The organism is Shewanella algae, assembly GCF_009183365.2.
Taxonomy (GTDB): Bacteria; Pseudomonadota; Gammaproteobacteria; order Enterobacterales; family Shewanellaceae; genus Shewanella; species Shewanella algae.
The window spans coordinates 4,794,083-4,815,432 of record NZ_CP068230.1 but is presented as its reverse complement, the minus strand read 5'-3'; the positions used below and the strand labels follow the sequence as shown (position 1 = coordinate 4,815,432).

Sequence of the window (21,350 nt, the reverse complement as noted above, 5' to 3'; positions counted from 1 at the left end):
GGTACACAAGTCTGGAAATAACAAGTTTGTTACTGGATTTTAACTTTGATTGGGTGGTTGGCAGAGAATTGCGGAGGGAGGTAAGTTGTATCTTTGCAGGCCAGCAGCTGGTACTTAGTGGCAGTGCCAGCGCATCAATTCGTGAGTCTCGGTAACATCCTGGGTAACAAAGCCTTTGTTCAAGTACAGTTTTTTCGCTTGCGGATTGTCCCTGGCGACCATCAGGGATACCGCCAGTTGTTTTAGCTGGGCCAGAGATTGAATGGCGTTCAGCAATTCGCTGCCCAGGCCTTGTCCCCGATACTCAGGTAACAAAGCCATATCCAGAATATGCAGTGCATCAGTACCCGTGTTTAGGGTGAGTATTCCTGCCGCTTGCTCTTGCACCCGGAGTATTTGGGTAATGGCATTGGGATAGTGATTCTGGAACCAGGCTTGTTGCAGCTGAAACTGTTGTAACAACAGCACCTGAGCCATCTCCTCGGGTAGGCTCAGATGCAGAAAATAACTGCGGCAGGAGTTGAAGACTTTTTGGATAAAAGCTGTGTCTGCGGCCGTGGCCATTGAGGCCGACAATTGGGACTGAGGTGTGAATTCAAGCATCATAGTGTGCCCATCCTTGAGCCAAAAGATTGATTACCAGGGGATCGCCGGGGGTAACAGGCGTTTACCCCGGTAGCCGGGCACGGCTGCGAAGCGGGGATCTTCGGCCAGCCATTGCGCTTGAGCCGCGGCAATTTCAGCCTTGCTGTGACCAACAAAATTCCACCAGATGGTGATGGCTTCTCCCAGCGGCGTACCGCCAAGCAGCAAAATCCGACTTTCGGGCGCCAATTCCAGACTAACCTCGGTGCGATTCAATCCAAGATAGGCCAAAGTGTCTTGGGCAAAGGGCTCACCATCAACTTGCATGCAGCCTTCGAGTGGCATCAGGCCATACTCGAAATTGGGATCCAAAGGCAGATTCAATAAGGCGGAATCATGGCTCAAGAGATCCAAACCTATGATGGGAGAGAAATGTACTGCCGGAGACTTGCGCTGTAACCACTGACCTATCAGCAGGGTGAAGTCGACCCCGGCTTCGGTCCAACGAGGCAAGTCGGCATAGTGATCGAATCTGGGCTGGGTATCTTTGTGGGCTTCGGGAAGGGCAATCCAGAGCTGGGCCGCATGTAACTCAGCATGCCCCGGCTGCGCTTCTTCGGTATGGGCAATGCCGTGACCAGCGGTCATCAGGTTGACTTGTCCAGGGCGGATAAGTTGCTGACTTCCCAAGCTGTCGCGGTGCAATATTTCGCCGGCCAGCATCCAGGTGAAGGTTTGCAAACCTATGTGCGGATGGGGGCCTACATCCATCAAGGGGCCTGAAGATGCCGGGCCAATATGGTCGAGAAAGCACCAAGGACCTATCAGGCGCCTGGCTTTCTGGGGAATGGCCCTGGCAACCGGAATGCCGCCGACATCACTTTCTTTTGCCTCCAGGCGTTCTGGGGCGCTTGGTTTGGCTTGCTGCTCTTCTTTTGGCTTCATTGGGTGACTCCTATCTGTTGTCACCCACCCAGATTCGACTATTTCTCGGCCTTTGGCAACCACTCTGTTTCAGCGCAATGAGGGGCTGCGTTTCAGTCCCAATTTGAACAAAACAACCAGTGGCAGCGCACAGAGAAACATGATCACCAAGGCAGTAAATCCTTGGTTAAAAGCGATAATTTTTGCTTGGTGCCACAATGTACCCGCCAATTGTACCTGGGTTAACTGTTGGGCATAAATACCCTCCATGCCCTCGGCTGTCAGCTGTCCCATGGCGGCCAGTTGCTGCTTGGCCAGCGGAGCACTGCCAGATGTTACATGAGCAGAAAGGGCTGTGGCACCGGCCTTGGTTTTGACTTCCAATAAGCGATTCAGCACGGCTATCGCAACCAGTCCACCCAATTGACGACTGCAATTGAACAGAGCCACTCCTTGAGTCATACGGGCCTTGGGCAAAGAGGAAAGGGCGATAAGTGTCAGCGACAAAAACAGGCAGCCCATGGCGAATCCGCGTAATAAGACCGCCGGGAGCATATCTGCTATTCCGCTCTGTGGGCCTGAGTTTGCCAGTAACCACATGGCCAGCATGAAACCTAACAATCCAAAGGGGATTGTGCTTATTGGGGAAGCTCCCCGTGCTTGTATCACAAAGGCAGCAACGCCCAGGGTAAACAAAAAGGCAAAACCACTCTGAACCAACATGCCGCCGGCTTCTGTGGCCGTAAGCCCGAGTACACCTATACTGAATCCCGAGATCAGGCTGGCACTGCCGAATAATGCCGCTCCGGCTATCAGGCTGACTCCAAGCCCGAAGGCAAAATCACGATATTGAAACACAGACAGAGACAACATGGGAGTGACCAGACGCTGCTGCCGGACAAAGAAACCCAGCAGCGACAGGCTTCCCAAAAGTAACAACGGGCCTATGTGAGCTGAGTCAAACCAGTTCCAACGGTTTCCCTGCTGCAATACATACATGAGCGGAAACATTGCCAATGGTGCCAGCAACAGGCTGGGGAAATCTCCTGGTGTATGGCGGCGCCTTGTTTTTCGTCCGCCATTTGCGGTGGTGGGCAGCAGCTCGAGTGTCAACAGAGCCATCAATGCCAGAGGCACAGCAGCAATAAATAGCCAATGCCAGGAGAGGCTATCTATCACCCAGCCTTGACCACCGCCAATAAAAGTCGCAGGGGCCACTACGGCACCACAGGCAAAGATGGCTTGCAGCGAGGGTTGGTGTTGTCTGAGACAATGGCGGAATAACATACTTTGAGCGTTCACCAGTAACAGACCACCGGCAGCGCCCTGAATGAGTCGCAGCAGATAGAGCCAGGAAAGTGCCGGCTGCAATGTCATCAACATGGCCGTCAAGATTAACAGCAACAAGGTGAACTTGAGGCACACCAAGGGTCTGACATTACTCAGTAACCAAGGCGCCAGCAAAAAGCAGCTCAATCTGGCTCCCAGATAACAGATTTCCAGCATGTTGAACTCGTCCAGGCTTGCCTGAATATCACCCATGAAATCCAAGCGTCCCATGTTCAGAGCAGAGCCCAACAGGGCATCGACCAATACCGCCAGCAATAGTGCCAGGCTCAGTTCCCAGCCTCTGGCTTTCATTGTGTGCTTCCTGTTATCAGAGTAACTCTGGCCGATAGCCCAGGCAGTAATGCTTGGTTCTCCAGCATGGCATCGAAACGGATTTTTACCGGCACTCTCTGGACTACACGGACAAAGTTACCTGTGGCGTTATCCGGTGGTAAAAGGCTGAAACTGGCTCCACTGCCGGGAGCCAGGCTATCTATGCTGCCTTGAAGCTTAAGCTCAGGAAAGCCATCAACGGCTATGTGCACTCTTTGTTTAGGTTGTAGCTTGGCAATCTCGGTTTCCTTGAAGTTGGCTACCAGCCATAGTCGGTCGACTCCGACCAAATCCAGCATGCTGGCCCCGGGTTGCAGGTAACGGCCCACCCTGAGTTGGCGATTGCCAACGACTCCGTCGCAGGGAGCCAAAACTCGGGTGTTGTCCAGATCCAGTTGGGCCAACTCCTGGCTGGCGGTAGCTTGCTGTAGCTGTGCTCGGGCGCTGGATTGTTTGGCAGTCAACAAAGCCAGTCTCTGGGTCTGGGCCGATATTTCCGCCTTGGCTGCGACCAAAGAGGCTTCACTTCCGGTAATGGCGGCGCGGCTTTCATCTACCAAGGACTGGCTGACCGAGTGACTCTTGAGCAATCTTAGATGGCGTTCGTGTGTCTGGCGTGCCAGTGTTTTCTGGGCATCAGCGGCTTCGGCTTTTGCTCTGGCTTGGGCGATCAGGATTTTCTGCAGCCGCAACTCTTCTTCCAGGCTGGTCAATTGGGCCGAGGCGGCGGCAACACTGGCCTGGGCCTGAGCCAGGCGGGCAAGGTAGTCTCTGTCATCAATACGAAACAGTAGCTCACCGGCCTTGACTCTTTGGTTGTCATCCACCGCAACTTCCACTACATAGCCGGCAACTTTGGGGGCTATCGGGATGATGTCACCCTGGATATAAGCGTTGTCAGTAGTTATCTGTTCCGCCTGATGCCAGCAATAAGCGCCAAAAGCCAATAGCAAACAAGAGAGCAAGAGTATGCCGGTTAATTTGGATTTCATAATGGGTTCCTTTTTTGGTAATCACGGTTACCAATTGCTCGAAAGGATATGGTAACGTATATTACCAAGTCAAGTGTTTGTAGATTGTTTGAGAAGTGGAATATTAATATGTCTCAGTTAAACAATAGGTTAAGTTCTGATGAGCGTAGAAAGGCAATATTGGCTGTGGCCAGTGAGCTGTTCTTTGAGCTGGGTTATGCCGCGACCAGCATAGATGCCATCATTGACAAGGTTGGTGGCTCCAAGCGCAGTATCTATACCGAATTCGGCAACAAAGAGGGTCTGTTCAAGGCTCTGGTAAATGACTGTGCCAGCGAGATGATGGCAGCCATGAGCATTCCGGCTTCAGAGGAGCAAAAGCTGGAACCCTTGATGCGACAGTTGGGGCTGAGGCTGCTGGAACTCTATAGTCGCCCGCAGATGCTGGTGATGTACCGCACAGCCCTGCAGGAGTCCCAACGTTTTCCGGAACTGGGACAACTCTTCTTCGAACAGGGGCCAAAACGGGCAGTGCAACAGCTGGCGCAGTTGCTGGAGGCGGCTGCCAAACGTGGAGAACTCAGGGAGATTGACTGTCATCTGGCAGCTGAACATTTTGTTGGTACTTTGCGCGACAATCTTTATTTCAAAGTGGCTTTGGGACTGAGGCAACCTTTGACCGGCAGTGAGCGTGAAGTCTTGGTGGCTTCGATAGTGGATATTTTCCTTGGTGGTATTCTCAAACATTAGTCGGGACTATTTTGCAAATATCGGCGGCTTATTGCACATTAGGGGTTCTTCAATGGCATCTGAGTTGGAAAGTGCATGCAGCTGTGGCAGATATTGGCGACATTCCTGTTGTTGGGCGCCCTGAGTGGCTGTTCCGGTCGTCCCGATCCTGTTTCCGCTCCGGCTACTGTGGCTAAGCCCCAAGACGGCACAGAGTCCGAAGCCAAGCGCTCTGACCAAGCGCCCCTGTCACAGCAGCAGCTGCTGACGATGCAGCGAGAATGGCATGGGGTTCCCTATCGTTTGGGAGGCATGAGCAAGCGAGGTGTCGACTGTTCGGGCTTTGTCAGCCTGACTTACCGGCGATTGAGCGACATCATGCTGCCGCGCACCGTGGATGAACAGCGCAAGCTGGGGTTCGCGGTCAAGAAAAGTCAGCTCAAGGTGGGCGATCTCCTGTTCTTCAAGACTGGCTGGAGTAGCCGCCATGTGGGGATCTACATAGGCAACAATGAGTTTATGCACGCTTCTACCAGTCAGGGGGTGATGATCTCATCGCTGGATAACAGCTACTGGAAGCAAAAATATTGGCAGGCCAGGCGTCTGCTCTAGTGTCGGGAGAAGGGAGATGGATAGCCTGTTACTCGCCAAAATAGCTACCGCCATTATAGCCGTGGTGGGCCTGTCGCTGGTGGCCGAGCGGGTCAGCCCCAGAGTGGCGGGTATTTTATCCGGCTATCCACTGGGTACGGCTATCGCGCTGTTTTTTATCGGCATTGAATTGGGTGAGCCCTTTGCCGCCGCCAGTGCCACCGCGGCCTTGTCCGGTTTTATCGCTTCGTTGCTGCTGATTTGTGGTTATGCCCTGGGTATTCGTCTCGGCGGCGAGCGGCCACTGCCTTTGGTGGCGCTGCTGGGTTCAGGGCTGGGATTGCTGGCCTTTGGCCTCAGTGGCTATCTTCTGAGTCTGTTGAATCTTAATCTCCTCGGCGGAAGCCTGGCGCTGCTGCTGGCGATAGTGCTTGTGGGCTTGGTGCTTGCCAAAATACCGGACGCCACTGTGGCCAAGCCCGTTCGACTCAGCCCGCTGGTATTGCTGCTTAGGGCTGCGGCGGCCGCCATGATAGTGCTGTTTGTCACGGCGGCAGCCAAACTGTTGACGCCGGCTCAGGCCGGTATTCTGGCCGCTTTCCCCATTACGCTTTATCCTTTTCTGTTGATCATTCATCTGGCCTATGGTGCGCCGCAGGCGCAAACCATTATCAAGCATTATCCCAGAGGCCTGGGGTCGCTCATGTATTATGTGATTGCGGTGAGCTGGCTCTATCCGCTGCTCGGCATTGCCTGGGGAACTGTGCTGGCGTTTGTGGTGGCGACCCTGTATCTGCTGGTATTGAGCGCCTGGCACCGCTTGAGAACCAAGCCTCTTGAGACTCCCGCCCCCGAGACGACAAAATGCTCCCGCTGATGGGGGCAGGAAAGCCTAATTGTGGTATGTTAGGCGCCACTGCAACACAAGCATTTTTGCCAAGGGGAACAGCATGGCCAAAGCCAAAATCGGGATAGTAACCGTTAGTGACCGTGCCAGCGCCGGAGTCTATGAAGACATTTCCGGTAAGGCGATCATAGAGACTCTCAATGCTTATCTCACCAGTGAGTGGGAAAGTGTTTATGAAGTGATCCCGGACGAGAGGGCGGTGATTGAAGCCACCCTCAAGCGGATGGCCGATGAAGACGGCTGTTGTCTGGTGGTGACCACTGGGGGAACAGGGCCGGCCAAGCGCGATGTTACGCCCGAGGCGACCGAAGCCGTGTGCGACCGTATGATGCCTGGCTTTGGCGAGCTGATGCGCGCCGAGTCACTCAAGTTTGTTCCAACGGCGATTCTGTCACGGCAAACCGCCGGGCTGAGAGACGACACCCTGATAGTCAACTTACCGGGTAAGCCCAAGTCGATTCGTGAGTGCCTGGATGCGGTATTCCCGGCGATTCCTTACTGCATAGATTTGATGGAAGGCCCCTTCCTCGAATGCGACGAGACAGTGATCAAGCCGTTTCGTCCCAAGGCGAAATAAGCGCCACCCCGGTTTTTATCCTGCCGATACCCTTGGGTTTCGGGGGGCGGGTTTCGGGGTTTCGGCAATCGAAAGGCAAGCCAACACTGAATCTCGGCTTGCCTTTTCTTTTGCGGCCTTGGGGTTTGGATCAGAGGCCAAACACCACCTTTTCGCTCTTGAGGGAGCGCTCCAGCCCCAGCACCAGGGCTGCGGCTATAGCCAACGTCAGCAAGCTGGATACCAACAGCTGCAGCAGCGGCAACTCCTTACCCTTGATAAAGGCCATCAATGCCTGTTGCTGCCCCGAAACCGGCAACCACTGCAAGGTGTCCGGCGCTATGTCGTAACTGGCGGTCATTGCCAGGGCCAAGGGCACGAACAGCACTATGGTCAGATAGGACTGGGCTTCCTTGAAGGTCTTGGCCAGGAAGGACACAAACAGCTGCATGCTGGCGGCCAGCAGGGCGACCGGCAAGCCTATCAACAGCATCAGGGCGATAAACTCGGCGCTGATACTGATGCTGAAGCCGAGTTCCTGCCAGGGCACCATGGGATAGGCAAACTTGGAGATCAGCAAAATCAGGATCAAGCCCAACATGGCAAACACTGTCACCGCCAGCAGCTTGGAGATCACCAATTGCCTCGGGGTGACAGGGTGACTCAGCAACAGCGCCAATGAGTTGCGTTCACGTTCGCCGGCACTGGTATCTATCGCCAGATTCATCCCGGAAATAAATACCGAGTAGATCATGGTGAAGATGGCGATTCCGAGGATCATTCCGCCCTTGGAGTCTGGCGTGGCCTGATCCTGCAATTGCACCTTAATCGGCTGCATTATCCTGGGATCTATGCCGCGGGCCAGCAGGCGCAGGCTGCCCATTTCGGAGGAGTAACCCTGCAGCGCCCGCTCCAGACGGCGAATCGATTTCTGCAGCTTTTCATCCGAGTTGTCGGCTATCAGGATCACCTCGGCCCTTTCGCCTTTGGCCATCTGCGCCCGATATTGCTCGCTTATCTGCAGTATCAGAGCGCCTGCCTGCTCGCCGCTGTCCTGATTGATCCCCTTCTGGCCGAGATAGCGCACCAGATCCGGCGCCTGTTCGGCGTTGTCTATGCGAATTTGCAGATCATCCGGGCTGGAGAGCTGACCAATCAGCACCACAAACAGACCGCACATGATCAACGGCGTGCCTATGGCATAGTAGAGACCGGCCATCACAGAACGCTTGTCGCGGGCGGCATCCAGCAGTTCTTTGCGAACCAGTGTCAAGAGTCGACTCATCATGCGGCTATCCCCTCATCCGTGCCTATCAGTTGTATAAAGGCATCTTCCAATGACTCCTTACCGGTTTGACGGCATAGATCGGCCGGGCTGCCAACGGCCACCACGCGTCCCTGGGTCATGACTATCACCTTGTCACAGAGAGCGGCTACCTCCTGCATCACATGGCTGGAGAACAACACACAGTGGCCCTGGCGTTTGAGATCCAACAGTAGCTCCCGCAGTACCCGGGTGCTCATCACATCCAGCCCGCGGGTGGGTTCGTCGAGAATAATATTGGTCGGTTGATGCACTATGGCCTGAGCCAGTGCCGTCTTCATCCGCTGTCCCTGGGAAAAGCCCTTGCAGTGGCGGTCGGCAATATCGTCCATCTTGAGTTTGCCGAGCACATCGGCAGTCGCCTGCTTGGCGGCCTTGCTCGGCATGCCGCTGAGTTCGGCGAAGAAACGAATATATTCCCTCGGACTCAGGCGTTCATAGAGGCCGAAGGGATCCGGAAACAACCCCAGTTGCTGCTTGGCCGCCAGTGGATTGCGGCCGACATCTATACCGTCGACTTCGGCTATGCCTTCATCCGGTTTCAGCAGGCCAAACACAGTGCGCAGGCAGGTAGTCTTGCCGGCGCCATTGGGGCCGAGCAGGCCGGTAATCATGCCATCTTCGGCGCTGAAACTCAGGCCATCCAGGGCTTGAACCTTGCCAATACGCTTACTCAGATTGGTCACCTTGATCATTTTGTTCCTCCTGGAATGGCTTCCACTGTGCTGGCGTTGAGATAGAAACTGCGACGCACATCTTTGTTGAGACACTCGCCGTCCAACTTGTCCGGCGCCGTGCCCTTGACCAGCTCGGCGATCAGCTCATTGGCGCAGGACTGGGCGGCAACACCATGGGTGGCATAGGGGGAGATCAAGTGTCTGGCGTTGCTCAACTGAGCCATGGCCAGCTCACCCCAGGAAGGCGGCGTGGCGGGGTCCTTGGCTCCGGAAAGCAACAGAGTGGGGATATCGCTGGCTATCGGCTCGGCAAAGGTGGCCGCCGCGGCCGGGACATTCCAGATAGGGCAGCTTCTGTCCAGGCTGCTGAGCATCTCTTTGCCTATGACGCTGGCCTCTGCCTGTTGGCGCTCGGCGGCGGTCAATCTGGGCCAATCTTCACCGCAAACCACGGCGGCGTGCATGCCCATGGCGATACCTGTGCTATCGACACTGAGAGCCATTAATCCCAGCAGAGGTTGGTATTCCTCCATGGCCGCCCGGTGGATGGCGTAGGGCAGCAGAGCTCTGACCGAGGGGCTGTAGAGCGCCATTCTCAGGCTGCCAAGCAGCTTGCTACGGGTCAGGGTCAGCATGGCGATATCACCGGTTACCGGATGAGGCACCTTCTTCATCACCGCATGTTGCCCCAGGCGCTCGGCCAGCTGGTTCAGTTCCTGACGCAGCTGTGGGTAGGTCTGAGCGCACAAAGCGTCCTGCTCACAATCGCTCAGCAGCAGATCCTGGGCCCGGCCAATGGCGGCACCTATGGCCAGCACACTCTGCTGCATAGGCACGACGCCATCCAGGGTCACTGTCTTGAGTGCCTCGGGATAGTGGCGCATATAGAGCTGAGCCATGCGGCTGCCGTAGGAGATGCCATAAAGGTGCAGCTTCTGATAACCCAGATGCCGGCGAACTGCTTCGAAGTCGTGCAATGCCTGCTCGCTGCCGTATTGGCTGATGTCGGCATCCAACTTACTCAGGCAGTTACGGGTTTCCTGTTCGACATCGAGCGCTTCGTCGTTATAGGCCAGGGTTTGTTCCAGATCCAACGCCGCACACTCAAGGGCGTTGGACTGGCCGGTGCCGCGCTGATCTATCAGCAATATGTCCCGGTTTTGACGCACTTTGCTTAAGATCAGGTTGAAGGTGGCGGCATTTTCGATGGCCGACTGTCCCGGCCCGCCGGCGATGGCCAGTACGGCTTCATTGGGGGCGGTATTCTTGATTGCCGGCAAGACGGCATAGTGGATTGCCAACTGGCGCCCTTCGGGCTTTTGCGGATCCTCCGGTACTCGAATCGTGCCGCAACGCAGACGTTCAGACAGACCATCGACATAACAGCCCGTGCTTTCGGAAGCTGTCTGTGCCTGACTCAGCGGCGTCCAACAAAGCCCCAGTGCCAACAGCAGCATGCTGGTTACGGCAAGCCTGTGGTGCCGGCCAAAGTTCCTTTGCTTCATGCTTGTGTTCCTTTTTGGCATTCCTGCCGGAGTGTGTTAGTTTTATTGGTGTATCAATGTATTAATACAGTGTTTCAAGGCTAATGTTAGAACTATTGCATGTCAACCCCGGCAGCGGCGAACCCATCTACCGTCAATTGAGCGAGCAGATTATCCATCTGATTGTCGGCGGCCAACTGCCCGAGGAAACCGTATTGCCCTCGGTGCGGCAGATGGCTGAGCATCTGGCTGTAAACCCCATGACAGTTTCCAGGGCGGTGAAACAGTTGGTGGAGCAGGGATGGCTGGAGCGGCGACGCGGCCAGGCAACCCGGGTAGCCCAGCGCCGGGCCCATCAGAATTTGTCGGCCGAGGCCATTATAATGCCGCAGCTTGAAGACTTGTTGGCAACGGCGCAGCAATTGGGGTTGTCGCAACAGGGGCTGCAACAGTTGATAGTCAAACATTGGCCCCGAACCAAGGAATAACAGGGAACAAGTATGAAGCAGCCGGCCGGGCGATTATTGCATTTCGCCAAGATTGGACTGTGAGTCTTAGGGAAGGTGCGAATAAGTCCTCGTGGCCTTCTCTTTTGTAGAGAGTGGCTTGCACAGCAATTGGCGTTCAAGGCACCTTCCTTAGCTGCGGTGGCGCGGGTCAGGCTGCTCTTTACCAAGGGCGTTGTTTCATCTTGGCCGCAATAGATTATGGCGTACAGAAGTACTGGAACCCTGATATAACAACTGGTCTGATCTCTATGAGTGGAGCGTGATACTGTACGGAATTAGAGCAAAAGCTCTTATGTTTGCCTGAGCCTTGGGGTAGAATCTCAAAAGCGGAACAGCTGTAAGCTAAAAAGGTAAACCGAGTTATGTCTCTAGAGCAGTACAGAATCACCCATCTCTTGCGCCAGCAGCTTAAAGCGCGCGCAGAGCATATCGCCCTGGAAGGCTTCGAAATGGCTGCGCCTTGGGATAAGGTCAGCTGGAATGAATTTAACCGTATCAGTGCTGCCATTGCCGGAACTCTGATTGCCAATGGCTTTGAGGTTCAGGATCGCGCCGTGATCTTGTCCCACAACTGCCCGCAATGGACCTGTGTCGATGTCGGTGTGATCCGTGCCCGCGGTGTTGTGGTGCCGGTTTACCCTACCTCCACCCTGGAGCAAGCTGCTTATATCATCAATGATGCCGGTGCCAAACTATTGTTTGTGGACAACAAAGCTCAGTATGAACTGGCTTGTGAGTTGGAGTCCTTGTGCCCGACACTGAATTGCGTGGTGGTGTTTGACAAGCAAGTCACCCTCAAGCAGCCCCATCATCAACACCTGGACACCCTGCTAGAGCAAACAGTGCCCGAAGAAGCGCGCACTGAGCTGGCCTCCAGGGAACAGAGCGCCACGCTGGATGATCTGCTGACTCTTATCTATACCTCAGGTACGACCGGCGATCCCAAGGGGGTGATGCTGGATCAGCGTAACTTCGCCTCGGCCATGCGCCAGCATCAACAGAAGATCCCCTTCAGCAGTGACCAGGTGTCACTGGTTTTCCTGCCCCTGAGCCATGTTTACGAGCGGGGTTGGAGCTTCTATGTGCTCAGTCGTGGTGGCCGTAACGTTTATCTTGCCGACACTCAAAGAGTCAAAGAAGCCATCGCCGCCGTGCGTCCTCACACCCTGTGTGTGGTGCCCAGATTCCTGGAGAAGGTATACAGCGCGGTGCAGGACAAAGTTGCCCGAGCCGGAAATGGTCGCCGCAAGTTATTTGCCTGGGCATTGTCAGTGGGCGAGCGCCAGTTTGAGGTTATGCAGGGCCGGGCCAAACCCAGTGCCTGGTTGTCGTTGCAATGGCGCCTGGCCGACAAGTTGGTTTACGGCAAACTCAGAGCCGCTCTCGGTGGTCGCCTGCAGCTGATGCCCTGTGGCGGCGCGGCTTTGGATGCCAAAGTGAGTGCGTTCTTTGCGGCCATTAACCTGCCGGTACTCTGTGGTTACGGTATGACAGAAACCACGGCAACCGTTACCTGCAATACATTGGACAACAGGGTTACAGGTTCCAACGGCCGCTGTATGCCTGAGGTGGAAGTTCGTCTCGGGGCCGAGAATGAGATTTTGGTTCGCGGTGATACCGTGATGCGCGGTTACTTCAACCGTCCCAAGGACACAGCCGAGGCCTTCGAAGATGGCTGGCTCAGGACTGGTGATGCCGGCTACCTGGATGAACAGGGCAATCTGTTTATCACCGACAGGATCAAAGAGCTGATGAAGACCTCCAACGGCAAGTACATTGCGCCGCAGCGGGTTGAAGGCAAGGTGGGTTGCTGTCCCTTTATCGAACAGGTGGCGGTGGTTGCCGATGCCCGTAACTATGTGACTGCGCTAATCGTTCCTGCCTTTGAAGCCCTGGAAGCCTGGGCCAAACAAAAGGGACTCAGTTATGAATCCCCGCTGGAGCTGATACGTCACAGCCATGTGGTGGAGCATTTTGAAGAAAGGCTCAAACACCTGCAACAGGAGCTGGCGGGTTTTGAACAGATCAAGAAGTTTACCCTGCTGCCGGAAGCCTTCTCTATGGAGGCGGGTTTGATTACCCCGACTCTCAAGCTCAGACGCAAGATGATCTATCACAAATATTCCCGCGAAATTAACGCCATGTATGGTGGTTAATTCTGAAAAAGGCTGCCTGGGCAGCCTTTTTTAATAGCATGATTCCTTTAGATTTAATACCGGCTGTTGTAGTATTGGCCCCCAATCTTGGCCGGGTTGCCAAGGTCATTTCTCAAGGAAGCAGTATATGGAACGACTATTCCAACCGGGCTTGCTCACAGGCTTATTTCTCCTTATTTTTTCCCCGCTTTCTTCAGCCTCTGAATTGGCTCACGGTCCGCTGACACTACCGGCAGGAGACAATGAGCAGTTGTCTTTCTTCCGGGATGGCGAGCAGCTGCTGGCCCAGATAAAGGGCGACAATGACAGTGAAACACTGGACAGCTTCCCGGCAGCAACTCAGGTTGTCGCCGTCTTTTATCAGGATCTCGATGGTGATGAGCAGCGGGAAGTCCTGGTGATGCTAAAGAGCGGCTCAGAACTTTTCATCAGGGGATATGGCCGGGACTACAGCAATTGGCAGTGGCTGCAGCGCCTGCAGCCCAGGCTTGACCGGCTGGCTCCTTCCCTCAAACACTTCACAGTGGCCGAAGTGCGCAAACAGTTGAAGCGCTGGCCACCGCAACAATATTTGATGACTTACGATATTGACGCCACTGATGACGCCAACATCAGGGCCTTGCTGCAAGGTACCCTGGAGAGTGACGGGCAACTCTTGGGTTACCGGGATGAAGAGGGGCGGGCAGTGAAGCGCGCCGAACAGGCGTACTCCTATCGGCTCAAGTATCCCGTCAGAATCAAAGAGGGACAGACAGCATTCTTCCTGACAGCCAGCTTCGAGCGGCTCAGCTTTGGTATTGGTGAAGCTGAAGGATTTATGGTGACCGAAGTGGCTTACCAGCGCGATGATATCGAGGGGGAGGCTGGTCGCAGTGGCCCGCTGTTGGGGTTTACTCCTACCGGTGGCACCTGGGGCGGTGTGACACTGAGTGCCTATTACCAGGGCGGTAAGTTGCATGGTAGTTGGGCCAGCTATAGCCCACGTAATGGCCGTATCAACGCCGCCGGTGACTATCGAAATGGCTTGCAGCAGGGCGAGTGGATAGAGGCTGACTTCGATGGTCGTTTTTGGCGGGGGCAGTACGTCGACGGCAAGCAACAGGGCCTGTGGAAGCTGGAATCCGAATATGACGAAACCTTGTCGCTGGGGTTTGCGAACTACAAAGATGGCTTATTGCATGGTGAATACGAGGAGCTTCTGGCCGATTTTGGCAGTGACGCCGAACCCACACCCACAAAAATCTGGCTCAAGGGTGCGTACCTTGACAACAAACGCCATGGCCCCTGGATTGAAGATGGCAACCGGGTGACTTATGACCATGGCTTGAAAGATGGCCTCTGGGTTGAGATGGATGGCGAATCTGAGCTGCGGACCCATTACCATCAAGGTAAGAAACAGGGACTGCGGCAGCGACTGGATAGCAGCGGTAAACTACTGCTGGAAGAAAATTATCTTGCCGATCAGCTTGATGGCCAGAGCCGTTACTTCTATGCCAGTGGCCAGTTGAAAAAGCTGTCGCAGTTCAAGCAGGGTAAGCAAGATGGCCAGCAGCTGTATTTCCATGAAAATGGTCAACTGAGCAGTTTGTATGATTATCAGGCGTACCAAGATAAAGAAGGTCGTTGGTATGAGATCCTTCAGGGAAAGGTTCTGCGATACAGTGAGCAGGGGCAACTGCTGGAGGTGCAGCAGTATCGTGATGCTCGCGCCGAAGGCCGCTGGTATCGCTTCGATAAACAGGGGCAACTGGAGCGCCTGCAAAACTTCAGTCAAGGGCTGGATCAGGGAATGCAGGCCAGCTTCAGCCCCCATGGGATCTCCTCTTTTCGGACCGTAGAAAAAGGGATATCCATAGGCGATGGCTATCGTTTTCACCGCAACGGCCAGTTGCAGGAGATCAACTTCTATTGCGATTATGACGGCGCGGCAACCAGCAATAACCTGTGCGGTTGGCAACACAGCTTCTATGAAGATGGTCAGGATGCTTGCTTCAGACGCCTCAGCTACGGTTATGAACAGGAATATATCTGCTATGACCGTGAGGGACGGCTGCTCAAGAGCCAGGAGCTGACGGCGGCCAACAAGATGGTTGAACGCCGTTACATCAATGGCAAGCTCCATAAGGAGGAGCCGAGGATCTCTGTATACAACCGGATGATCAATGGCGAACAGGTTTACAACTTCAATGGTGCCCGTTTCGATGGCGTGGTCATAGGCATCTATCACGATGGCCGCTATGAAACCCTGTATCGGGACGGCAAGAAAATTTGCGGCAAACAGTTTGATCCTCAAGGTAAGCTGAGGGCCGGCAAAGACAAGTGCGAGTTTTAATCAACAATAATAACAATAGGATACCCTATGGAAGCGTTAAGCCTGGATATTCAACCCAGATTCAATGAAACCGATGGCCTGGGCCATATCAATAACACTGTGCTCCCCGTGTGGTTTGAAGCCGCCAGAGAGCCTGTGTTCGAAATCTTCAACCCAGGTCTGGATCTGACCAACTGGAACCTGATAGTGGCCGGATTCACCATCGCCTTTAAGGCGCCCACCTATTACGGTAAGACAGTCAGAGTATTGACCTCGGTCAGCCGCATAGGCAACAGCTCGTTCGAAGTATTGCAGCAGAGTTGGCAGGGAGAGCTGCTTACCGCCGAAGCCAAGACCACCCTGGTGCACTACGACTACAGCTGTGAGCAGAGTCGACCTATTCCTGATGAGATCCGCCAGCGTCTGCAGCCTTTGCTGCGGGAGTGAGTCGGCGTTTTCCAAGTACAGATTAAGCCAGCGTCTTCTACGTTGGCCTATTCTGGCTGCGGTATTGGTGTGGTGTCTGGTCAAAGAGTCCTTTGAAGGCACAAGTAAGGCAGCGTCGGACTGATACCCCGGATGAGATCCGTCAGCGTCTGCAGCCTTTGCTGCGGGAGTGAACCAGCACTTTTCGAGCTCAGCCACTATTGCCATTAGGCCAGCGTCTTCTACGTTGGCCTATTCTGGCTGCGGTATTGGTGTGGTGTCTGGTCAAAGAGTCCTTTGAAGGCACAGATAAAGGCAGAATCGGACTGATAGCCCGCCTGAAATGCCACCTGTTGCACTGTTTCACCTTGCTCCAACTGCGTCAGCGAACTCAGCAAACGTAGGTGCTGGCGCCAGAGTGGATAGCTGCAACCCAGCTCCCGGGCAAACAGCCGGGAAAGAGTGCGCTCGGACGCGCCCACCCGCTCGGCCCATTGGGCCAGAGTCATTTCCAATGCCGGTCTGGCAACTTGTTCATCAAAAATCCGCAGCAGACGTTTGTCTTTTGGCAGCAGTAACCCCAAACGATAGGGCGCCGCCTGGATCACCTCATCCTTGAGAACCACCAATAACCTCAACCTTGCGTCTGAGGCTTGCGGGCTGGGTGCTTGTGTCAGATGCAGCAGCAATTCCCTTAGAAAGGGAGATACTGCCAAGGGTTTGGCCTGAGTGGGAAAGCCCTGGCTATATGCGGGATCCAGGTAGAGACCGATGAACTGGGTATCCACCAGGACTCTGGACTCATGTTCCTGGGTTGCCGGAATAAACAGGGCGCCGTTATGGGGCAGTATAAAGCGGGTATCCCTGACCTGAGTCTGTAACAGGCCGCTTGCCGGAAACACCAACTGATGCCAGTTGTGGCAGTGCCAGCTATCGACATGCCCTCTGGGCATCCACAGCACTTTGCTGAGCACCCGGGCGTCGGGATAAGCCGCTATCAGCCCATTGGCATCGAACCGTGCTTCTGAAGCTAGGGTATCTGTTGGGGAAATAGCTTGGCGGTTTGGCAATGTTATCTGTCTTTATGTCGATATCTATCGGTTTGCTGTCAAGGCTAACATGACGGCCAACTGAACAACAAACGCGGGAGCGACAGGTGAAGGTACATTTTATTCAACATGAGTCTTTCGAAGGGCCGGGGGTTTTGGCGAACTGGTGTCGCGCGCGCGGCTATGAAGCCAGCTATACCCGCCTCTGGCTTGGTGAATCCTTGCCGCAGAGCCTCCAAGGCGTAGGTTTATTGGTTGTGCTCGGAGGCCCACAGTCACCGGCAACCGGCATTGCCGAGTGCCACTATTTTGATGCCCGGGCGGAACAGGCCTTGATAGCCAGAGCCATTGCCGGGCAGGTGGCTGTGTTGGGTATCTGTTTGGGAGCACAGCTGATTGGCGAGGCGCTCGGTGCTTCTTTCGAACCCAGCCCAGAGGTTGAGATAGGCTTCTTTCCCGTGACCTTAACCGCGGCCGGCAGGGTGCATCCAGGCCTGGAAAGCTTCGGCGACAGTGTCACTCTGGGGCATTGGCACCATGATATGCCTGGGCTGACGGCCGATAGCAAGGTGTTGGCATTCAGTGAGGTATGTCCGAGGCAGATAGTGGAATATGGTGCCAGAGTGTACGGCTTTCAGTGCCATCTGGAATTTGACGCCGAGGCGATAGAGGCGCTTATCAGTCACAGTGCCGCCGAGTTTAGTCAGCCCCATCCTTGGGTGCAGCCACCTGATGTACTGCGCCAGGCCGAGACTCAGGAGATGAATGTCTTGCTATGGCAATTTCTGGACTGGCTGGTGCGCTGAAGCGGGCAGCATAGACAGCCTAAAAGGCGTGCCCATGCTGCCTGGCGTCTATGTGGCCCATAGCCTATATAGCCCGCCAAACCCCTTGCCTTACCCAAATCGGCGGCGGTTAGGCAAGCTCTGCCATGGCGTCTCTGACCCGGCGGGAGTCATCGTTGGCCAGTGCCGAGAGCAACTCGGCCGCGTCGGGATAGTCGCCTTCCAAACAATCGATCAGCTCGATTTTCTCATTGACAGTCAACTGAGTAATAAGGGGCGTCAGCGTGCCGTTTCTCAGTTGAGCGACTAGCCAGTCACAGGGAGCTTCATATTCCCCCTTGCCGAGGCAAAAACGCAGCAGTTTCATCGGCTCAAGCCGCAGCGGCTCCAAGGTTTGCAGCAGCCAGCTCAGCGCGGCTTCCTGCAGCTCATCGCTGTCCTGGTATCTCCTGTCTATGTATCGTGCCGCTGGCCAGTCGCCGCGGCGCACCTTGTCGGCCATAAAGGCCCGCAATAGCTGCTCATCGAACAGTTCAAATCCCAATTGGTAGCCAAGCAGGAGTTGCAGCAGTCGCTGCCGGGTTGGGGTGGGAAGCAGCCACAGGCACTGCTTGAGATCATAACGCTCGAAGGATGAGTAGATACTCAGCTCATCAAGGGCGAACAGGCGTTGCAGGCAGGCTTGCATGGCTGCCAGCGGCAATTCACCACTCAGGTATGCTTGCAGTCGAGCATTGACCAAGGCGACCCTGGCATCGACCGAGTACAGGGCCTTGAATGCCGCCAAGATCTCCTCGGCGCTGACACTCTCGTCAAACAACAGCACCTCGCCCGGAACACCTTGGGGCAAGCCCTCCGGCGGTATCGCTTGGGTCAGCAATAATGCTTGTAACTCTTCACCCTGACGCCGAAGCAGGCTGACGTTGAGCCAGTCCCATCTGTCATCTTTGGCCTGCTCGCAAACCACAAGTTGCGGCGCGGCAACCACAGGCTGCTTTATGCCCCGCTCCAGCAACTCGCAGCGGCCATCAAAGTCTTGAGCCAGTATCCGCTGCCAACTCTTGAGGTTGTCGCGAATAAAATACTCGAGGCAGAGTGAGCACTCCCGCTGCAGCTCGGGGTGTTGGATAAAGCCTTGTCCGGGAAATTGCAGCTCCAGCAGTTCGAAGGCATTGAGCTTCTCTCTATCCGGCAGTCGTCTCAGTGCCTGTAGCAGTGAATCTGCCTGGCTCGATGAGGCCTGGGCCAACTGGCTCAGCTGCGCTACCGCGCGCAGGGTGTTGGCGCCATCGCCGCTGCTCAGCGACAGTTGGAAGTCAAACACTGTCAGCAGGGCTTCACTGACGCCGAGTGATTGCATGCTGCTGACAAAGCCCTGGCGCTCGGTATCAGAGTCAAACTCAGGGTCGAAATTATCGTCACTGTAAGGCATGGCGGCATAATGCAAGAGCTTGAGTGGCGCCAGTTCCAGCAGCCATTGCCATAGGCGCCGGGCCAGTATGAGAGCCGGTGCTTGCGGCTCATTTGGCTGAGCCGAGGAGTGAGTGAAAGCCTGCTGCGAGGCCAGCAGGAAATAGCACAGCATGGCACCGCGGCGAAAACCGTCTTGTTTGTCGAACAATAGGTATTTGGGCTGGAAGTCACTGATGGGTTCCAGGGTCAATTGGCGGCCAACATCATCACGCCCTCTTCGATAGAGCTGGTCTTGTGCCAGTTGCAGCGCCTCAAGCTCACAAAGAGAGGGGTCGGGCCGACAGATAAACGCCTTGAGCGGCTTGGCATCGTCTGCGGCCTGTTTGAGCACTTGCCCGGCAAGCTGTTCCCATGGGCTATTAGCGTTTAATCTCTCGCTCAGCGCCCGGCTGGTGGCGTCATGGCACCCGGCCAGACAGTCCTGTTGCCAAAGGAAGGCCAGCAACACATAGTGGCCGAGTTCCATCTGGCTCAGCGGCCAGTTATCCGGGTTGGCAAGCTGCCGGTGTTGCCGGAACAAGGCCAGGGTCTTGTTCAACAAGGGGCGGTTGTAGACCTGGCGTTTGTCGTTCCATTGCTGCAACAGTTTAGCCAGTTGCGCCTCGAGCAGCGCCTGCTCACTGGTGTCACTGAGGTTGCCGTAGCGCTGCAGATATTGGCCGTCATCGAGCAGTTCTTCATCGTCGACCAGGTTTTCGCGGATCTCTTCCTGCTCGGGTTTGCCAAGCCAGGCGAACCAGATATCCAGCAGGCGTAAATACTGCTGTTGCCTTTGCTGCAGACTCTTTGATGGCAAAATATCGGCAAAGGCTTCGACATCTTCTTGATCACCATAGAGCAGTTCATAACGGCTATCGCTGAGAATACTGCTCAGCTCTTCGGCAATATGCCGATTGGATTCTGCCGTAACGCAGTAGTCGACTATGTAGTGATAGAGCCCCAGGGCTTTGGCCTTACAAGCGGGAATTAATGCTATTGGTTGCTGAGCCGCCAGCGCCTGGGATTGGCTGCCATCATGCAGATATTGCCACAATGCCGCGCCTTGGGGTTGCGCCAGTGCCAATGGCTTTAACAGACGCAGCAGCTTGCCCGGCCGCTCATCGTCCTCATCCTGATAGCTGCTCTCTTGTTCATCTGCGTCGGTTTCGGCGCTCCCGGTTATGCCGCATCTGTAACAGGCCAGCGCGCCACTGGCCTGGCTCTCTATGGCGGCGCGCAGGTCGCTTATCTCCTCTTCGAGACTGGCGCGGATAAACTGGCTCTCAAGCAGGGTATCCAGCCCCTCGCTCTGTTCAACTTCAAACCAGGCAAACTCAATCGGGTACATGCTGACAAAGAAATGCAGCACGGCATCGACTCTGCCGAGTGGGCGGTCTTCGGCGGCGAGCAGTTTCGGGCTATTGAGTAAACGCTCGCTCAACAGCTGTTTGAATAGAGGATATTGCTGTGGATTTTGCTTGAGGAAGTCGGCCAGTGGCTGATGACTCTGAATGCCGGTTTCGCCGCTGTAGAAGAAGCCCTGGCGCAAGTGGTCGCTGTCGCACCAGACAAAGGCCCGCAGCATATCCGGGCTCCAGCCATTGAGTTCGAGCAGCCGTGCCATATATTGCTCATAGCCATTGCTGTAGACATTGTCCCAGGCGGGGATAAGAAAGCGTGCCAATAGCCAGGCCAGTTCGGGCATGCGCCGGGCCAGCAGAAACAGGGCCTCGACACCGAAAATGCGGCTGTCGTCCAGCCACATGCGCTGCAGATCATTGTGCCTGCGGGCGAAGTCTATCATGACCTCGGCGGTGGCCAGCAGTTCGGGTGCCAGGCGAGAGTGTTGCATGGTAATGGCGAACAGCAAGGGTTCAGAGAGATAGAGGTCACACTCATCGCTGATGAGTGGCGGCAGCGTGAATACTTCGCCATCCGGGCCCAGACTCAGGGCTTCCTGCAGCAGGCTGCGCAGTGCTGAATCTTGCAGGTCATCGATTTGCAGGCGGCGGTTGCCGCTGTCTGTCACGGCGACAAATTCGATATCGAACATGCCCTGGCGCAGAATAGTACCTTGCTGCAGTTGTTGCCGGTATTGCGCCAGTGCCTGGCTGATGGAGAGGGGATCCCGGGGATCCAGCGGGATAAGGGTGTGCTTTTTAAATGACTGCATCTTCCTGACTCAGTAACTGCGAAGGCCAAAGGCCTTTAAACGAGGCGGGATGATAACAAAAGTTGTTGTGGATGCGGCT

The 21,350-nt window shown here is 55.2% G+C and carries 18 protein-coding genes; 9 read left to right on the top strand and 9 right to left on the bottom strand.

The genetic code is table 11. The features are described from left to right. Window positions 1-114: 114 nt before the first annotated feature. From E1N14_RS21530 to E1N14_RS21515, 4 genes are all read right to left on the bottom strand, one after another. Window positions 115-606: a GNAT family N-acetyltransferase gene (locus tag E1N14_RS21530; protein WP_025009105.1), complete on the bottom strand. Its 492-nt coding sequence runs from the start codon at window positions 604-606 to the stop codon at window positions 115-117. Between the two features lie 30 nt (window positions 607-636). Continuing rightward, entirely contained in the window at window positions 637-1,530 is an 894-nt protein-coding gene (locus tag E1N14_RS21525) for a pirin family protein (RefSeq protein WP_025009106.1), read from the bottom strand. A 69-nt stretch (window positions 1,531-1,599) separates the two neighbouring features. Beyond that, window positions 1,600-3,150: an MFS transporter gene (locus E1N14_RS21520; RefSeq protein ID WP_062793324.1), complete on the bottom strand. Its 1,551-nt coding sequence runs from the start codon at window positions 3,148-3,150 to the stop codon at window positions 1,600-1,602. Beyond that, window positions 3,147-4,163, bottom strand: coding sequence for an HlyD family secretion protein (locus E1N14_RS21515; protein ID WP_062793325.1), 1,017 nt, complete (start codon window positions 4,161-4,163; stop codon window positions 3,147-3,149). Before E1N14_RS21515 ends, E1N14_RS21520 begins: the two co-directional genes overlap by 4 nt. A 108-nt stretch (window positions 4,164-4,271) precedes the next feature. Between E1N14_RS21515 and E1N14_RS21510 the strand changes: the two genes are divergently transcribed. From E1N14_RS21510 to mog, 4 genes are all read left to right on the top strand, one after another. After that, window positions 4,272-4,892, top strand: a complete 621-nt coding sequence (locus E1N14_RS21510; RefSeq protein WP_025009108.1) for a TetR/AcrR family transcriptional regulator — start codon at window positions 4,272-4,274, stop codon at window positions 4,890-4,892. Window positions 4,893-4,967: 75 nt separating this feature from the next. Further along, complete coding sequence (locus E1N14_RS21505; protein ID WP_062793326.1) at window positions 4,968-5,483, top strand: NlpC/P60 family protein; 516 nt, start codon at window positions 4,968-4,970, stop codon at window positions 5,481-5,483. A 16-nt stretch (window positions 5,484-5,499) separates the two neighbouring features. Continuing rightward, a complete protein-coding gene (locus tag E1N14_RS21500) occupies window positions 5,500-6,339 on the top strand; it encodes a hypothetical protein (protein ID WP_025009109.1) in 840 nt (279 codons plus the stop codon). Between the two features lie 73 nt (window positions 6,340-6,412). Further along, the gene (gene mog / locus E1N14_RS21495; RefSeq protein WP_025009110.1) at window positions 6,413-6,946 is read left to right on the top strand and encodes a molybdopterin adenylyltransferase; all 534 of its coding nucleotides are present in this window, start codon (window positions 6,413-6,415) and stop codon (window positions 6,944-6,946) included. 130 nt (window positions 6,947-7,076) lie between these two features. Here mog and E1N14_RS21490 read toward each other — a convergent pair whose 3' ends face one another. Genes E1N14_RS21490 through E1N14_RS21480 form a run of 3 tightly spaced genes read right to left on the bottom strand, consistent with a single transcriptional unit; the run spans window position 7,077 to window position 10,431 of the window. Next, entirely contained in the window at window positions 7,077-8,213 is a 1,137-nt protein-coding gene (locus E1N14_RS21490; RefSeq protein ID WP_371872533.1) for an ABC transporter permease, read from the bottom strand. After that, window positions 8,210-8,944, bottom strand: a complete 735-nt coding sequence (locus E1N14_RS21485; RefSeq protein WP_028780402.1) for an ABC transporter ATP-binding protein — start codon at window positions 8,942-8,944, stop codon at window positions 8,210-8,212. Before E1N14_RS21485 ends, E1N14_RS21490 begins: the two co-directional genes overlap by 4 nt. Then, entirely contained in the window at window positions 8,941-10,431 is a 1,491-nt protein-coding gene (locus E1N14_RS21480) for an alpha/beta hydrolase (RefSeq protein WP_025009111.1), read from the bottom strand. The genes E1N14_RS21485 and E1N14_RS21480 overlap by 4 nt, the downstream gene beginning before the upstream one ends. Before the next feature lie 83 nt (window positions 10,432-10,514). Here E1N14_RS21480 and E1N14_RS21475 point away from each other — a divergent pair, with 83 nt between their 5' ends. From E1N14_RS21475 to E1N14_RS21460, 4 genes are all read left to right on the top strand, one after another. After that, window positions 10,515-10,898 (top strand): GntR family transcriptional regulator, encoded by a 384-nt coding sequence (locus tag E1N14_RS21475; protein ID WP_025009112.1) that lies wholly within the window; start codon window positions 10,515-10,517, stop codon window positions 10,896-10,898. Between the two features lie 383 nt (window positions 10,899-11,281). Further along, window positions 11,282-13,075, top strand: a complete 1,794-nt coding sequence (locus E1N14_RS21470) for an AMP-dependent synthetase/ligase (RefSeq protein WP_025009113.1) — start codon at window positions 11,282-11,284, stop codon at window positions 13,073-13,075. A 127-nt stretch (window positions 13,076-13,202) separates the two neighbouring features. Beyond that, complete coding sequence (locus tag E1N14_RS21465) at window positions 13,203-15,407, top strand: toxin-antitoxin system YwqK family antitoxin (protein WP_025009114.1); 2,205 nt, start codon at window positions 13,203-13,205, stop codon at window positions 15,405-15,407. A 27-nt stretch (window positions 15,408-15,434) separates the two neighbouring features. Next, window positions 15,435-15,833 (top strand): acyl-CoA thioesterase, encoded by a 399-nt coding sequence (locus E1N14_RS21460; RefSeq protein WP_025009115.1) that lies wholly within the window; start codon window positions 15,435-15,437, stop codon window positions 15,831-15,833. 221 nt (window positions 15,834-16,054) lie between these two features. Here E1N14_RS21460 and E1N14_RS21455 read toward each other — a convergent pair whose 3' ends face one another. After that, window positions 16,055-16,882, bottom strand: coding sequence for an AraC family transcriptional regulator (locus tag E1N14_RS21455; protein ID WP_247600983.1), 828 nt, complete (start codon window positions 16,880-16,882; stop codon window positions 16,055-16,057). Window positions 16,883-16,968: 86 nt separating this feature from the next. On the opposite strand from E1N14_RS21455, the gene E1N14_RS21450 reads away from it, so the two are divergent. Then, a complete protein-coding gene (locus E1N14_RS21450; protein ID WP_062793327.1) occupies window positions 16,969-17,667 on the top strand; it encodes a glutamine amidotransferase-related protein in 699 nt (232 codons plus the stop codon). Between the two features lie 109 nt (window positions 17,668-17,776). Here E1N14_RS21450 and E1N14_RS21445 read toward each other — a convergent pair whose 3' ends face one another. After that, on the bottom strand, window positions 17,777-21,271 hold the full coding sequence (locus E1N14_RS21445) for a hypothetical protein (RefSeq protein WP_025009117.1): 3,495 nt from the start codon (window positions 21,269-21,271) through the stop codon (window positions 17,777-17,779). Between the last annotated feature and the right edge of the window lie 79 nt (window positions 21,272-21,350).

Bases quoted from the DNA above. Each gene is read 5' to 3' on its own strand.
- E1N14_RS21530 (WP_025009105.1), bottom strand. From the start codon at position 606: ATGATGCTTGAATTCACACCTCAGTCCCAATTGTCGGCCTCAATGGCC.
- E1N14_RS21525 (WP_025009106.1), bottom strand. From the start codon at position 1,530: ATGAAGCCAAAAGAAGAGCAGCAAGCCAAACCAAGCGCCCCAGAACGC.
- E1N14_RS21520 (WP_062793324.1), bottom strand. From the start codon at position 3,150: ATGAAAGCCAGAGGCTGGGAACTGAGCCTGGCACTATTGCTGGCGGTA.
- E1N14_RS21515 (WP_062793325.1), bottom strand. From the start codon at position 4,163: ATGAAATCCAAATTAACCGGCATACTCTTGCTCTCTTGTTTGCTATTG.
- E1N14_RS21510 (WP_025009108.1), top strand. From the start codon at position 4,272: ATGTCTCAGTTAAACAATAGGTTAAGTTCTGATGAGCGTAGAAAGGCA.
- E1N14_RS21505 (WP_062793326.1), top strand. From the start codon at position 4,968: ATGCAGCTGTGGCAGATATTGGCGACATTCCTGTTGTTGGGCGCCCTG.
- E1N14_RS21500 (WP_025009109.1), top strand. From the start codon at position 5,500: ATGGATAGCCTGTTACTCGCCAAAATAGCTACCGCCATTATAGCCGTG.
- mog (WP_025009110.1), top strand. From the start codon at position 6,413: ATGGCCAAAGCCAAAATCGGGATAGTAACCGTTAGTGACCGTGCCAGC.
- E1N14_RS21490 (WP_371872533.1), bottom strand. From the start codon at position 8,213: ATGATGAGTCGACTCTTGACACTGGTTCGCAAAGAACTGCTGGATGCC.
- E1N14_RS21485 (WP_028780402.1), bottom strand. From the start codon at position 8,944: ATGATCAAGGTGACCAATCTGAGTAAGCGTATTGGCAAGGTTCAAGCC.
- E1N14_RS21480 (WP_025009111.1), bottom strand. From the start codon at position 10,431: ATGAAGCAAAGGAACTTTGGCCGGCACCACAGGCTTGCCGTAACCAGC.
- E1N14_RS21475 (WP_025009112.1), top strand. From the start codon at position 10,515: ATGTTAGAACTATTGCATGTCAACCCCGGCAGCGGCGAACCCATCTAC.
- E1N14_RS21470 (WP_025009113.1), top strand. From the start codon at position 11,282: ATGTCTCTAGAGCAGTACAGAATCACCCATCTCTTGCGCCAGCAGCTT.
- E1N14_RS21465 (WP_025009114.1), top strand. From the start codon at position 13,203: ATGGAACGACTATTCCAACCGGGCTTGCTCACAGGCTTATTTCTCCTT.
- E1N14_RS21460 (WP_025009115.1), top strand. From the start codon at position 15,435: ATGGAAGCGTTAAGCCTGGATATTCAACCCAGATTCAATGAAACCGAT.
- E1N14_RS21445 (WP_025009117.1), bottom strand. From the start codon at position 21,271: ATGCAGTCATTTAAAAAGCACACCCTTATCCCGCTGGATCCCCGGGAT.